This window comes from Pseudomonas sp. Pc102 (assembly GCF_018408275.1).
GTDB classification, from domain to species: Bacteria; Pseudomonadota; Gammaproteobacteria; order Pseudomonadales; family Pseudomonadaceae; genus Metapseudomonas; species Metapseudomonas tohonis.
In genome coordinates this window covers 3,676,706-3,688,929 of sequence record NZ_AP021905.1, presented here as the reverse complement: position 1 = coordinate 3,688,929, position 12,224 = coordinate 3,676,706, and the positions used below count along the sequence as shown (strand labels likewise).

Below are 12,224 nucleotides of genomic sequence, written 5' to 3'. Positions count from 1 at the left end.
GCCGGCGCGCTTCCCCATCCCTTGCGAGTACTTCCGATGCCCATGCGCAGCCTTGCCGCCGGTGTCGCAGCGTTGTTGCTGTGCCCGGCCTTTTCCGTTCTGGCCGCTGCTCCGGCCGCCACGCCGCGAGACACCCTCATCCGCTGGACCGCCCACGGCGTCCCGCACATCCAGGCGGCGGACGAACGCGGCCTCGGCTATGGCATCGGCTACGCCTATGCCCGCGACAACGCCTGCCTGCTGGCCGAGGAGATCGTCACCGCCCGGGGCGAGCGCTCCCGCTGGTTCGGCGAGCAGGGCCAGTCCTCTGCCCACCTCGACAACCTGCCGTCCGACTTCTTCTTCGCCTGGCTCAACCAGCCGGCCTCCGTCGCCGCCTTCCGCCAGGCGCAGACGCGTGAGGTGGCCCAGCTGCTGGACGGCTACGCCGCCGGCTTCAACCACTACCTGCAGGAAGCCGATGCACGCACCACCCCTTGCCTGGGCGAGGGCTGGCTGCGCCCCATCGATGCCGACGACCTGCTGCGCCTGACCCGGCGCCTACTGGTGGAAGGCGGCGCCGGGCAGTTCGCCGAGGCGCTGATCGGTGCTGCCCCGCCCGGTGTGCGCCAGGCGCGGCTGGACGCCGGCTACACTGCCGCACGCACCGAGGGTTTCCGCCTGGAGCGTGGCAGCAATGCCGTGGCCGTGGGCGGCAAGCGCAGTGCCAACGGACGCGGCATGCTGCTGGCCAACCCGCACTTTCCCTGGAGCGGCGCGCTGCGCTTCTGGCAGCTGCACCTGACCATTCCCGGCAAGCTCGACGTGATGGGGGCGGCGCTGCCCGGCCTGCCGGTGGTCAACATCGGCTTCGGCCGGCAGCTGGCCTGGACCCACACCGTCGACACCTCCGCGCACTTCACCCTCTACCGCCTGGAACTCGACCCCGGCGACCCGACCCGTTACCGCGTCGACGGCCGCACCGAGACGCTGAACAAGACCCGCCTGCAGGTGCAGGTGCGCAATGCCGACGGCACCCTCTCGGTGCGCAGCCACGACCTCTACGAATCGCGCTTCGGCCCGTTGCTCGACTGGCCGGGCAAGCTGGAGTGGACCGCCGGCGAAGCCTGGGCGCTGAAGGACGCCAACCTTGGCAACACCCGCGTGCTGCAGCAGTGGTACGCGATCAACCAGGCCCGTGACCTCGACGCTCTGCGCGCCGCGGTGACGAAGATCCAGGGCATCCCCTGGGTCAACACCCTGGCCGCCGACGCCAGCGGCAAGGCGCTCTACATGAACCAGTCCGTGGTGCCGCACCTGCTGCCCGGGCAACTGGCCGAATGCGTGATCCCGCAGCTGGCCGCCGAAGGCCTGCCCGCCTTGCAGGGCAACCGCAGTGCCTGCGAGTGGACCCCCGATGCCGGCGCCGCCCAGCCCGGCATCACCCCGGCGGCGCAGCTGCCGGTGCTGCAGCGCGAGGACTTCGTGCAGAACTCCAACGACAGCGCCTGGCTGAGCAACCCCGCCAGCCCGCTCGCCGGCTACTCGCCGCTGGTCAGCCGTGAAGGCCGCGAGCTGTCGCCGCGTGCGCGCTTCGCCCTGGGCCGCCTGCAGGGCGACGCACTGCTCGGCGCCGACGTCCTCCAGGCGCTGGTCACCGACAATGAAGTGGGGCTGGCCACCGGCCTGCTGCCCGAACTGCTGGCGTTGTGCAAGGCCGAGGCGGGCAACGCCGGGCTGGCCGCACCCTGCAAGGCGCTGGCGGCCTGGGATGGCAAGGCCAACCTCGAAAGTGGTATCGGCTTCCTGCATTTCCAGCACTTCATGCAGGCCTTCGCCGGGATCGGCAATGGCTGGCGCGAGCCCTTCGATCCGCAGCGCCCGACCGTCACCCCGCGCGGGCTGAACCCGGCGGCGCGAGGCGAGGTGATCCAGGCGCTGGTCGCGGCTGGCGAGGAAGTGGCCAGGGCCGGTATCCCCGAAGAGGCCCGCTGGGGCGACATCCAGCGCGCGGGCGCCATCGGCGTACCCGGCGGCGACGGCCACTTCGGCGTCTACAACGCCATGCAGAGCGAGTTGCAGGGCGACCACCTGGAAGTGGTCAGCGGCACCAGCTACCTGCAGCTGGTGACCTTCGACGACAACGGGCCCCAGGCGCGCGGGCTGCTGGCCTTCTCCCAATCCAGCGAAGCCGGCTCGCCGCACCACAGCGACCAGACCGAACTCTTCGCCCGCCAGCAATGGCAGAAGCTGCCCTTCACCAACGCCGAGATCGAGGCCGACCCGGAGCTGGAGCGCAAGGTGCTGGAGGTTAAGTGAGGCTGCCTCGCAGCCCGGCTTCAGCCCGCCCGTGCTGTGGCAGCGGGTTGCGCTGCTGCAGCAGATAGCCGCCGGGCGATCCATCAGGACAACCAACGGATCGAGCGTCATTCCACGATGCTTGAGCAGGCGCCGCGACTTGGTCGGCACACCGCTGAAACGCGTCATCCATAACGTCAAGCGCATTTGATTAGGCGTTGACGTTATGAATGGGAAAGGCGCTTTTCACACGCCCTTTCTGACGCAGACTTACGCGATGGTGGGGGATGCCTGTGGCCCCTACGCTCGCTCTGCAAGGCAACAGAAAGGCCTGGCGCGATGGCCGTTGTGGCAAGCAAAATGCTTCTTCGAAAACACCCCTGAAACGCAGCCCCGCAAGCATTCCGTGCACCCGGGCGGGGCGGCCGACGACAAGAAGGTGAAGGCATGGCGCACCCCGCAGGACTCTCCCATTCCCAGGGCTGGCAGGCCCTGGAAACCTGGCATACGCACCTCCCCGCGCTGGTCGCCGACCTCGAGACGCCGGCCTTCCCACCCCGCGTCGACGCGGCGTTGCAGGCCCTGGCACCTTTCGACCAGAGCTGCATCTTCCTCTACCCGGCGGGCGGCAGCCCCGCGCTGCTGCACGACAACCTGCATGGCATCCCCGAGCCCGGCGCGATGCAGCGCTACGTCAACGGCACCTACCTGCTGGACCCGGTCTACACTGCCTGCGCCCATGGCCGGCCCGCCGGGCTCTACCGCATGAGGGAGCTGGCGCCGGACGCCTTCTTCGAAGGGGAATACTTCAACTCGCCGGATGTGCACCCGTGCATCTCGCTGGCCTCGGGCAGCCTGGCCGAGGAGATCGTCTTCCTCTCGCCGCTGCCGGGAGGCACCTATGCTGCCTACTCGCTGATGCGCTGCAACGGCTCGCCGGTGTTCGCGGGGAGGAGATCGCCGCCCTGCGCCTGTGCCAGCCGGCGCTGGAGGCCTTCCTGCAGCGCCATTACGCCAGGGTGGCGGTGGCATCGATGGGCGCGCGGCCGGCGCGCAGCATCGCCGAGCACCTGGCCGCGGCCTTCTCCGGCTTCGCCACCGACCGTCTCACCGCACGCGAGCAGGCCATAGTCGGGCTGATCCTGCGGGGGCATTCGAGCCTGTCCATCTCGCTGCACCTGGAGATCGCCGAGGGCACGGTGAAGAACCACCGCAAGCACCTCTACAGCAAGCTCGGCATCTCCAGCCAGTCGGAGCTGTTCCACCTCTTCGTCAACCACCTGCTGGGCACCGAGCTGGGCGAGCTGCCGACGGGCGTCGCGCCCGATGCGCGGGCGCAGCACCCGGCGCGCTGAGTCACGCTTCAGAGGAACAGCATCGCCACCAGTTCGGTGCGGCTGCTGGCGCCGACCTTGCGGAACAGGTTGAGCAGGTGGGTCTTCACAGTCGGCAGGCCGACGCCCAGGTGGCGGGCGAGCTGCTTGTTGCTGATGCCCTCGCGCAGCAGCAGGGCGATCTCCCGTTCGCGCGGGGTCAGGCCGTCCAGGCGCAGCGGCGCTGCTGGAGCCAGGTGGCGGGCGCCGGCCTGCATCAGCGCCTGGAGGGCGTCCAGGCTGGCGAGCTCGCCGTCGCTGAACGCCTGCATGCCGCTGCAGCGCAGCAGGGAGAGCCCGGCCACGGGGCGCGCGTCGACCTGGGCGATCACCTCCACCACATCGATGACCTGGTGATCGCGCAGGAAACTCTGGTATTCGCGGTTGCCGGCCTCGTCCTGGCGCGCCTGGCCCGCGCTCAGCGGGATCACCGGCAGGCCGGTGGCCAGGCAGCGTTGCGGTTGCAGCGGATCGACATGGCGGTAGTGGCCGAGGTAGGCATCGTGCATGTGCGGGTGCATGCCCAGCAGCTGGAAATCGCGGGCCTGCAACTGGTCGTCGATCAGGTAGAAGGCGCCGAGGGAGGCGGGCACGAAGTGGGTGAAGGTGTGCAGGCAGTGCCGGGCGAATTCGGCGGGGGCGGATGTGGGCGTCATGGGGATTCCCTCGCGTGGGCGGTGAGGGTATTGCAGCCCATCGCCGCCGGGGGTGCCAGTGCCGGATGCCTGCCCCGCAGGGCAGGCGCCTGGAAGGTCAGGCCACGGCGTAGTAGTGCTTGACGAAGCTCTGGCCGGGCACTTCCCAGAGCACCGGGGTGCCCTTGGCGACATACCAGCTGTCGCCGGCCTTGAAGCGGGTGGTCTGGCCTGTGGATTCGTCGGTGAGGATCACCTCGCCGCTGACCACGGTGGCCTGCTCGTTGAAGGGATAGACCATGCGGAACTTGCCGCCGGTGGTGCCGAAGTAGGCGGCGCTGACCGGATCGGTGGGGGCGCCGGCGGTCATCTTGCCGAAGGCCTTGACCTCGCCTTCGAGGATTTCCGAGCCCAGGTCGGCGACGGTGCCCCAGGCATCCAGTTCCGCGAGGGTGATACCGGTCTTGATGGGGGTGAGGGACATGGCAGTTCTCCTGCGAGTGATGGTTGTTCAGTGGGTTCCCGCGTTCGCGGGAATGACGGTATGTGCTTTTCCGCTGCACCGCTTCCGGCGCGAGCGAGCTAGAGCGGTACAAGGCGGGAGCGGCTGCGGAAGCGGAGTTCACATCTGTGAATGAGCATTCCAGGGCCGATCCCAACGCCGTACCGCCGACGCGCAGCCGCGTCGATCACTGTCAGCGGCGGCCGTTCCAGTAGCCGGACACCTGGTGCCAGGTCTTGCCGGCGGTCAGCAGCAGCGGGCGGATATGGTCCTTGCCGACCACCTCGATGCGTCGCACCGAGCTGATCAGGTCGTAGCGCGCCGAACCTTCGCTCATGCCCTCGGCCAGCACCTTGCAGATGATGTGGCTGGGGGTGACGCCGAAGCCGGAGTAGCCCTGCACGAAGAAGGCGTTGGGGCGGCCGGGCAGGGTGCCGATCTGCGGGAACAGGTTGGCGCTGCAGGCCATGGGGCCACCCCAGGCGAGGTCGATCTTCACGTCCTTGAGGTAGGGGAAGATCTTCAGCATCAGGTTGCGGTTCCAGGCCTTCAGGTCGCCCGGGATGTGCTCGACGAACGGGGTGGCCGCGCCGAACAGCAGGCGGTTCTCGTTGGTCACGCGGTAGTAGTCGATGACCGGGCGGATGTCGCTGTAGGCCCCGCGGATCGGGCTGATGCGCTGGATCAACTCGTCGGACAGCGGCTCGGTCATCAGCTGGAAGGCGTAGGTGTTGATGGTGGTCTTGTGCAGCTCGGGCTCCAGCTTGTTGAGGAAGCTGTCGCAGGCCCAGAGCAGCTTGCTGGCCTTGACCGAGCCCTTGCCGGTGCGCACGGTGATGCGCTCGCCGTAGCTCACCTCCAGCGCCGGGCTGTATTCGAAGATCTTCACGCCATGGCTGGCCAGGGCCTTGGCCTCGCCCAGCAGCAGGTTGAGCGAGTGCACGTGGCCGCCGCCCATGTGCAGCAGGGCGCTGCTGTAGGCGTCGGAGCCGATGATCTGCTTGACCTCGGAGCCGCCGAGGAAGCGGATCTCGTGGGGCGAGCCGAGGGATTTGAACTCCTTCTCCCAGGCGCGCAGGGTCTTTTCCTGGCGGGCGTTGAAGCCCATGTAGCCGTAGCCGTGGCAGAAGTCGGCGTCGATGCCGTACTTGGCGATGCGGCCCTTGATGATGTCGGCGCCCAGGTCGCTGATCTCGAAGATCTGCCGCAGGCCGTCCTCGCCCACGTCGTTGCGGATCTTCTCCAGGTCGTGGCCGATGCCGGCCATGATCTGCCCGCCGTTGCGCCCGGTGCCGCCGAAGCCCAGGTAGCGCGCCTCCAGCACCACGATGTTGGTGATGCCTTTCTCCGCCAGTTCCAGCGCGGTGTTGATCCCGGAGAACCCTCCGCCGATCACGACGACATCCGCTTCCAGGTCCGCTTCCAGGGAGGGGAAGGAGAGGTCGTACTTCTTGGTGGCCGTGTAGTAGGTGGGTGTCTCGATATTGATCATGACTGCAGCCTGAAACGGTGAGTGGAATGCGTTCTGCTGGACGCTATTAGGGGGCGTGAGGTGCCCTTGCGTCTTGTCCCTGACTGCCCGCGACCTTGATCACGGCTGACAGGTGCCGCCGCCATCGGGCTCCAGCAGCTCTGCGACGCGCTCCACGGCGGCACGGGCGCAGAGGCTGTCGAGCTGCTCGGAAGCGCCGGAGATGCCGATGGCGCCGATCACCTGGCCCTGGTGGCGGAAGCGTTCGCCGCCGCCGAACAGGGCCAGCCCCGGTTGCAGCGGCAGGCCCTGGCGTACGGCGGCGGAGCAGTGTTCCAGGCGCTCCTGCCAGGCGCTGGTGGCGATCCCGAAGCCTGCGGCGGTGACGGCCTTGTTCAGGGCAATCGCGCGGCTGGGGCCGGGTGCGCCGTCCATGTGCGCGCTGTGGATCGGCAGGCCGGCGGCGTCGACCACTGCGATGCTGACCCGGGCGCCGTGGCGTTCGGCCTCGGCCAGGGCGACCGAAAGCGCCTGCATGGCGAGGCGGAGGCCGAGGTGGGGCTGCTGGCGTAGCAGGGCATTCATGGGGGCACCTTGCGGGATGAATTCCCGCTCGATCATGAACAGGTTAATGAATGCCCGCAATGGCCTGTACGGCGATATTTCCGCCGCCATTGCGTGGCCTCCGTCACGCGCAGGCCAATCCGGCACGGGCAAGCAAGAGGCTGGCAGGCTGGAACATGACGCGGGCTTCTCACCTCGCTCCTAATGGGCGATCCGGCGCTGCCGGCCCCCTTTCCTGCAAGGAGTTGCGCGATGAGACTGCTGGCCTGTCTGGTGATGCTGTTGCTGGCCCTGGAAGCCCGGGCCGAGGACGTGTTGCGGGTCCTTAACTGGAAGAACTACATCGAGCCACAGGTGCTGGCCGACTTCCAGAAGCAGACGGGCATCCGCGTCGAGTACCAGACCATGACCGCAGCCGAGGAGCTGGACGCCGCCCTGGGGCGTGGGCAGCCCCTGGATATCGTCGTGCCTTCGCATTTCCAGCTGTCGCGGCTGATCCGCGCAGGCCAGCTGGCAGCGCTGGATACGGGTCGGCTGAGCCACTACCGCAGCGTCGACAGCGGCCTGCTGGCGATGCTCGCCGGCATCGATTCGGCCAACCGCTATGCGGTGCCCTATCTCTGGGGCTCGGTGGGGCTGGTGGTCAACCCGGGCCTCGCCGAGGCCGCCTATGGCGGGCCCTTGCCCAACAGCTGGAGCCTGCTGTTCGACGAGCGCCAGGCCTCGCGCCTGGCCGCTTGCGGCGTGGGCCTGCTGGATGCCCCGGAGGAAACCGCCTCGCTGTGGTTCAACTACCGGGGCCGCAGCCTGTCGCTGTACGGCGCGCGGCAGATCGAGCGCAACCTGCAGCCGCTGCTGGGCATCGCCCGCACCGTGCGCCACCTGGACAACGACGCCTATATCGACGCCCTCGCCGACGGCCGCCTGTGCGTGGCCATGGCCTGGATCGGCCACGCGCTGACTGCCTCCGCGCGCAACCCGGCGCTCAGCTACCGCATTCCCGACGAGGGCGCGATGGTCTTCATCGACAGCCTGGCGATACCGTCCAACGCCGAGCGGCCGGACCTCGCCTACCGCTTCATCGACTACCTGCTGGAGCCGCGCAACGCCCTGGCCGATGCCCGCGCCAGCCAGTTCTACTCGCCGCTGGCGGCCGACAGCCCGGAGTTGGCGGAACTGGCCAGGGAGCGGCCGATGCAGGTGCTCAAGAGCGACGAGCGTCGGCGCCTCTATGTGCTGGAACGGCTTTCCGTGGAGCAGAAGGCGGCGCTGGATGCCTTCTGGGCGAAGGTCAAGGCGAGCCGCGCGCCATGACGCGTAGCGCTCGATTCGTTAAACTGTGAACTAATTTTCAAGCGTTGCCCGACCCATGCCCGATACCCGCGCCTCCCTGACCCTCACCCTGTTGCAGGCCCGCGAAGCGGCCATGCGCTTCTTCCGCCCCCAGCTCAACCGCCACGACCTCACCGAGCAGCAGTGGCGGGTGATCCGCATCCTCCGCCAGCAGGGCGAGATGGAAAGCCACAAGCTGGCGCGCCTGGCCTGCATCCTCAAGCCCAGCATGAGCGGCGTGCTCGCCCGCCTGGAGCGCGACGGCATGGTCCGCCGACGCAAGGTCGCCGAGGACCAGCGCCGCATCCTCCTCGCCCTCACCGAGCAGGGCGAGGCCTGCTTCCAGTCCATGAGCCAGGAGATGGAGCGCGGCTACCAGTCCATCCAGCAGCAGCTGGGTGAAGAGAAGCTGCACGAGCTGCTGGGCCTGCTGCAGGAGCTGAAGGGCATCAGGCCCTGAGGCTCCTCGCATCTCTTGCCCCATGGCGGGGTTGCGCACCGCTTGGCGACTGAAGTCGCCCCTACACGACTCGTCGCCCGCTGGGACTGATCTGTGGGAGCGGTTTCAACCGCGAAGAGCCTCGCGAATGAATTCGCTCCCACGGGGTGGTGCAGCGGGGCTTGGCCTTGCATCGTTGGGCCGTGCTGCGCTTGGCGCCGCTGGGCGAATGAATTCGCCCCTACAGCCAGGCCGAGGGTGGGTGAGGTGTGGGAGCGGTTTCAACCGCGAAGAGCATCGCGAATGAATTCGCTCCCACAGGGTGGTGCAGCGGGGCCTGGGCTTGCTCGTTGGGCCGCGCTGCGCTTGGCGCCAACCTACGGCGGCATCAGCCGATGCCCAGGCACATGTACTTCTGCTCGATGTAGTCGTCGATGCCGTACTTGGAGCCTTCGCGGCCGAGGCCGGATTGCTTGATGCCGCCGAAGGGGGCGACTTCGGTGGAGATGAGGCCTTCGTTGACGCCGACCATGCCGTATTCGAGGGCTTCGCTGACCCGCCAGGCGCGGCCGAGGTCGCGGGTGTAGAGGTAGGAGGCGAGGCCGAATTCGGTGTCGTTGGCCATGGCGATGGCCTGCTCCTCGGTGTCGAAGCGGAAGATCGGTGCCAGCGGGCCGAAGGTCTCGTCGCGGGCCACCCGCATCTCCGGGGTCACCTCGCCGAGCACGGTGGGCTCGAAGAAGTTGCCGCCCAGGGCGTGGGGCTTGCCGCCGGCCAGGACGCGGGCGCCCTTGGCGATGGCGTCGGCGATGTGTTCCTCCACCTTGGCCACGGCCTTGGTGTTGATCAGCGGACCCTGCTGGGCGCCGTCGTCGTCGGCCGGGGCCACCTTGAGGGCGTTGACCGCCGCCACCAGGCGCCGGGCGAATTCGTCGTAGACGCCGCGCTGCACCAGCAGGCGGTTGGTGCACACGCAGGTCTGCCCGGTGTTGCGGAACTTGGAGCCGAGGGCGCCCTGCACGGCGGCGTCGAGGTCGGCGTCGTCGAAGACGATGAAGGGCGCGTTGCCGCCCAGTTCCAGACTGACCTTCTTGATGGTCTCGGCGCACTGGGCCATCAGCAGCTTGCCGATGCCGGTGGAACCGGTGAAGGAGAGCTTCTGCACCAGTGGGTTGCCGGTCAGTTCGGCGCCGATCTCCCGCGAGCGGGTGCCGGGGACGATGTTCAGCACCCCGGCGGGAATCCCGGCGCGCTCGCCGAGCGCGGCCAGGGCGAGGGCGGACAGCGGCGTCTCCGAGGCGGGCTTGAGCACCACGGTGCAGCCGGCGGCCAGGGCCGGGCCGACCTTGCGGGTGATCATGGCGTTGGGGAAGTTCCACGGGGTGATAGCAGCGACGACGCCGATGGCCTGCTTGATCACCACCAGGCGGCGGCCGGGTTTGTCGTGGGGGATGACGTCGCCGTAGACGCGCTTGGCTTCCTCGGCGAACCACTCGATGAAGCTGGCGCCGTAGGCGATCTCGCCCCGGCTCTCGGCCAGGGGCTTGCCCTGTTCCCAGCTGAGCAGGCGGGCCAGGTCCTCCTGGTTGGCCATGATCAGCTCGTACCAGCGACGCAGGATCGTGCTGCGCTCCTTGGCGGTGCGGGCGCGCCAGGCGGGCAGGGCGGCCTGGGCGGCGTCGATGGCGCGGGCGGTTTCCACCCGGCCGAGGGAGGCGACTTCGGCGATCAGCTCGCCGTTGGCGGGGTTGGTCACGGCGAAGCGGCCTTCGTCGTCGGCTTCGATCCATTGGCCGTTCACGTAGGCCTGTTCGCGCAGCAGGTTGAGGTCGTTGAGTTTCATCGGTCTGCCTTGTTCAGGACGGTTCCCACCCGTGCCCGGCGCTGTGAGCAGGGCCGGGTGGGCAGAAGAGGTTTGGATGAGGTGGGGTTCAGTACACGCTGCCGGCGCTGGACGTCGGCGCGGGCGTGCCCTTGAAGCGGCCGGCGAGGCCTTGCAGGGCCTTCATCAGCAGACTGGTGTCGACGCCGACGGCGACGAAGCTGCAGCCCAGCTCCAGGTAGCGGCGGGCCAGGGCCTCGTCGGCGCTGAGGATGCCGACGGCCTTGCCGGCGCGGCGGACGCGGGCGATGGCGTCCTCGATGGCGGCCTGCACCTCGGGGTGGCCGGGGTTGCCGCGATGGCCCATGGCGGCGGAGAGGTCGGCCGGGCCGATGAACACGCCGTCCACGCCCTCCACGGCGGCGATGGCGTCGAGGTTGGCCAGGCCGTCGAGGTTCTCGATCTGCACCAGCAGGCACATCTGTTCGTCGGCCTTGTCCAGGTAGCCGGGGATGCTGTTCCAGCGCGAGGCACGGGCCAGGGCGCTGCCGACGCCCCGGATGCCGAACGGCGGGTAGCGCATGGCACGCACCAGTTCGGCGGCCTGGGCGGCGGAGTCCACCATGGGCACCAGCAGGGTCTGCACGCCGATGTCGAGCAGTTGCTTGATCAGCACCGGGTCGCCGATGGGCGGGCGGATGATCGGCTGGGCAGGGTAGGGCGCCACGGCCTGCAACTGGCCGAGCAGGCTGCGCAGGTCGTTGGGGGCGTGCTCGCCGTCGATCAGCAGCCAGTCGAAGCCGGCGTTGGCGGCCAGCTCCGCGCAGTACGGGTCGGCCAGGCCGAGCCACAGGCCGACCTGGGCGTCACCGGACTGGAGGCGGTGTTTGAAGGTGTTGATGAGGGGCATGGGAGGCTCCTTCGGAGAGCTACAAGTTTCAAGCTGCAAGCCGCAAGAGGTTGAGCACCGACTTGCCGCTTGTAGCTTGCCGCTGGATTTCAGACAAACCGACAGGCGATCGAGCCCAGCTGGTCATAGTCGACATGGAAGGTGTCGCCGGGGCGGGCGGCCACCGGGCGGGTGAAGGAGCCGCCGAGGATGATCTGCCCGGCTTGCAGGGTGACGTCGTACGGCGCCAGCTTGTTGGCCAGCCAGGCGACGCCCTTGGCCGGGTGGTTGAGCACGGCGGCGGAGACGCCGGATTCCTCGATCACGCCGTTGCGGTAGAGCACGGCGGGCACGCGGCGCAGGTCGATCTCGGTGGGGCGCACGGCGCGTCCGCCCATCACCACGCCGGCGTTGGCGGCGTTGTCGGAGATGGTGTCGAAGACCTTGCGGGTGGCCTGGGTCTCCGGGTCCACCTGCTGGATGCGGGCGTCGATGATCTCCAGGGCGGGGATGACCCACTCGGTGGCGTCGAGCACGTCGAACAGGGTGACGTTCGGCCCGCGCAGCGGCTTGCCGAGGACGAAGGCCAGCTCCACTTCCACGCGGGGGACGATGAAGCGCTCGAAGGGGATGTCGGTGCCTTCGTCGAAGAACATGTCATCCAGTAGCGCGCCGTAGTCCGGCTCGGTGATGTTGGAGGACACCTGCATGGCGCGGGAGGTGAGGCCGATCTTATGGCCCACCAGCTTGCGCCCGTCGCTGATCTTCTGCGCCACCCAGGCGCGCTGGATGGCGTAGGCGTCTTCGATGGTGATGCCGGGGTGGTCCAGGGAGAACTGGCGGATCTGCTGCCGCGAGCGTTCGGCGGCGTCGAGTCGGGCGGCGGCCTGCTGGATCAGGGTGGCGTCGAGCATGGTGGA

Annotated in this window: 12 protein-coding genes; 5 read left to right on the top strand and 7 right to left on the bottom strand. The window is 68.6% G+C overall.

Annotation, left to right across the window (positions count from 1 at the left end):
* The first annotated feature begins 42 nt into the window (after positions 1-42).
* From PHLH3_RS16965 to PHLH3_RS30450, 3 genes are all read left to right on the top strand, one after another.
* Complete coding sequence (locus tag PHLH3_RS16965) at positions 43-2,298, top strand: acylase (RefSeq protein WP_280527460.1); 2,256 nt, start codon at positions 43-45, stop codon at positions 2,296-2,298.
* Positions 2,299-2,724: 426 nt separating this feature from the next.
* Positions 2,725-3,408 (top strand): hypothetical protein, encoded by a 684-nt coding sequence (locus PHLH3_RS16960; protein ID WP_244862895.1) that lies wholly within the window; start codon positions 2,725-2,727, stop codon positions 3,406-3,408.
* Entirely contained in the window at positions 3,312-3,632 is a 321-nt protein-coding gene (locus tag PHLH3_RS30450) for a helix-turn-helix transcriptional regulator (protein WP_244862894.1), read from the top strand. The genes PHLH3_RS16960 and PHLH3_RS30450 overlap by 97 nt, the downstream gene beginning before the upstream one ends.
* A gap of 8 nt (positions 3,633-3,640) precedes the next feature.
* On the opposite strand, the gene PHLH3_RS16955 is transcribed toward PHLH3_RS30450, so the two are convergent.
* The 4 genes from PHLH3_RS16955 to PHLH3_RS16940 form a co-directional block, all read right to left on the bottom strand.
* Positions 3,641-4,306 carry a helix-turn-helix transcriptional regulator gene (locus tag PHLH3_RS16955; protein ID WP_213625041.1) on the bottom strand — a complete coding sequence of 222 codons (666 nt, stop codon included), beginning with the start codon at positions 4,304-4,306 and terminating at the stop codon, positions 3,641-3,643.
* Between the two features lie 97 nt (positions 4,307-4,403).
* Complete coding sequence (locus tag PHLH3_RS16950) at positions 4,404-4,769, bottom strand: cupin domain-containing protein (protein WP_213625040.1); 366 nt, start codon at positions 4,767-4,769, stop codon at positions 4,404-4,406.
* A 211-nt stretch (positions 4,770-4,980) separates the two neighbouring features.
* Positions 4,981-6,279, bottom strand: a complete 1,299-nt coding sequence (locus tag PHLH3_RS16945) for an FAD-binding oxidoreductase (protein ID WP_213625039.1) — start codon at positions 6,277-6,279, stop codon at positions 4,981-4,983.
* Between the two features lie 99 nt (positions 6,280-6,378).
* On the bottom strand, positions 6,379-6,843 hold the full coding sequence (locus tag PHLH3_RS16940) for a heme-binding protein (protein WP_213625038.1): 465 nt from the start codon (positions 6,841-6,843) through the stop codon (positions 6,379-6,381).
* A gap of 231 nt (positions 6,844-7,074) precedes the next feature.
* On the opposite strand from PHLH3_RS16940, the gene PHLH3_RS16935 reads away from it, so the two are divergent.
* Positions 7,075-8,136, top strand: coding sequence for an extracellular solute-binding protein (locus PHLH3_RS16935; protein WP_213625037.1), 1,062 nt, complete (start codon positions 7,075-7,077; stop codon positions 8,134-8,136).
* A 55-nt stretch (positions 8,137-8,191) separates the two neighbouring features.
* Positions 8,192-8,614, top strand: coding sequence for a homoprotocatechuate degradation operon regulator HpaR (gene hpaR, locus PHLH3_RS16930; RefSeq protein ID WP_213625036.1), 423 nt, complete (start codon positions 8,192-8,194; stop codon positions 8,612-8,614).
* A 367-nt stretch (positions 8,615-8,981) separates the two neighbouring features.
* On the opposite strand, the gene PHLH3_RS16925 is transcribed toward hpaR, so the two are convergent.
* From PHLH3_RS16925 to hpaH, 3 genes are all read right to left on the bottom strand, one after another.
* Positions 8,982-10,436, bottom strand: coding sequence for an NAD-dependent succinate-semialdehyde dehydrogenase (locus PHLH3_RS16925; protein ID WP_213625035.1), 1,455 nt, complete (start codon positions 10,434-10,436; stop codon positions 8,982-8,984).
* Positions 10,437-10,524: 88 nt separating this feature from the next.
* A complete protein-coding gene (hpaI, locus tag PHLH3_RS16920; RefSeq protein WP_213625034.1) occupies positions 10,525-11,325 on the bottom strand; it encodes a 4-hydroxy-2-oxoheptanedioate aldolase in 801 nt (266 codons plus the stop codon).
* Positions 11,326-11,414: 89 nt separating this feature from the next.
* The gene (gene hpaH / locus PHLH3_RS16915) at positions 11,415-12,218 is read right to left on the bottom strand and encodes a 2-oxo-hept-4-ene-1,7-dioate hydratase (RefSeq protein WP_213625033.1); all 804 of its coding nucleotides are present in this window, start codon (positions 12,216-12,218) and stop codon (positions 11,415-11,417) included.
* Positions 12,219-12,224 lie beyond the last annotated feature (6 nt).

What these genes read in the sequence shown, in the direction of transcription:
- PHLH3_RS16965 (WP_280527460.1), top strand. Translation starts at nt 43, where the DNA reads ATGCGCAGCCTTGCCGCCGGTGTCGCAGCGTTGTTGCTGTGCCCGGCC.
- PHLH3_RS16960 (WP_244862895.1), top strand. Translation starts at nt 2,725, where the DNA reads ATGGCGCACCCCGCAGGACTCTCCCATTCCCAGGGCTGGCAGGCCCTG.
- PHLH3_RS30450 (WP_244862894.1), top strand. Translation starts at nt 3,312, where the DNA reads ATGGGCGCGCGGCCGGCGCGCAGCATCGCCGAGCACCTGGCCGCGGCC.
- PHLH3_RS16955 (WP_213625041.1), bottom strand. Translation starts at nt 4,306, where the DNA reads ATGACGCCCACATCCGCCCCCGCCGAATTCGCCCGGCACTGCCTGCAC.
- PHLH3_RS16950 (WP_213625040.1), bottom strand. Translation starts at nt 4,769, where the DNA reads ATGTCCCTCACCCCCATCAAGACCGGTATCACCCTCGCGGAACTGGAT.
- PHLH3_RS16945 (WP_213625039.1), bottom strand. Translation starts at nt 6,279, where the DNA reads ATGATCAATATCGAGACACCCACCTACTACACGGCCACCAAGAAGTAC.
- PHLH3_RS16940 (WP_213625038.1), bottom strand. Translation starts at nt 6,843, where the DNA reads ATGAATGCCCTGCTACGCCAGCAGCCCCACCTCGGCCTCCGCCTCGCC.
- PHLH3_RS16935 (WP_213625037.1), top strand. Translation starts at nt 7,075, where the DNA reads ATGAGACTGCTGGCCTGTCTGGTGATGCTGTTGCTGGCCCTGGAAGCC.
- hpaR (WP_213625036.1), top strand. Translation starts at nt 8,192, where the DNA reads ATGCCCGATACCCGCGCCTCCCTGACCCTCACCCTGTTGCAGGCCCGC.
- PHLH3_RS16925 (WP_213625035.1), bottom strand. Translation starts at nt 10,436, where the DNA reads ATGAAACTCAACGACCTCAACCTGCTGCGCGAACAGGCCTACGTGAAC.
- hpaI (WP_213625034.1), bottom strand. Translation starts at nt 11,325, where the DNA reads ATGCCCCTCATCAACACCTTCAAACACCGCCTCCAGTCCGGTGACGCC.
- hpaH (WP_213625033.1), bottom strand. Translation starts at nt 12,218, where the DNA reads ATGCTCGACGCCACCCTGATCCAGCAGGCCGCCGCCCGACTCGACGCC.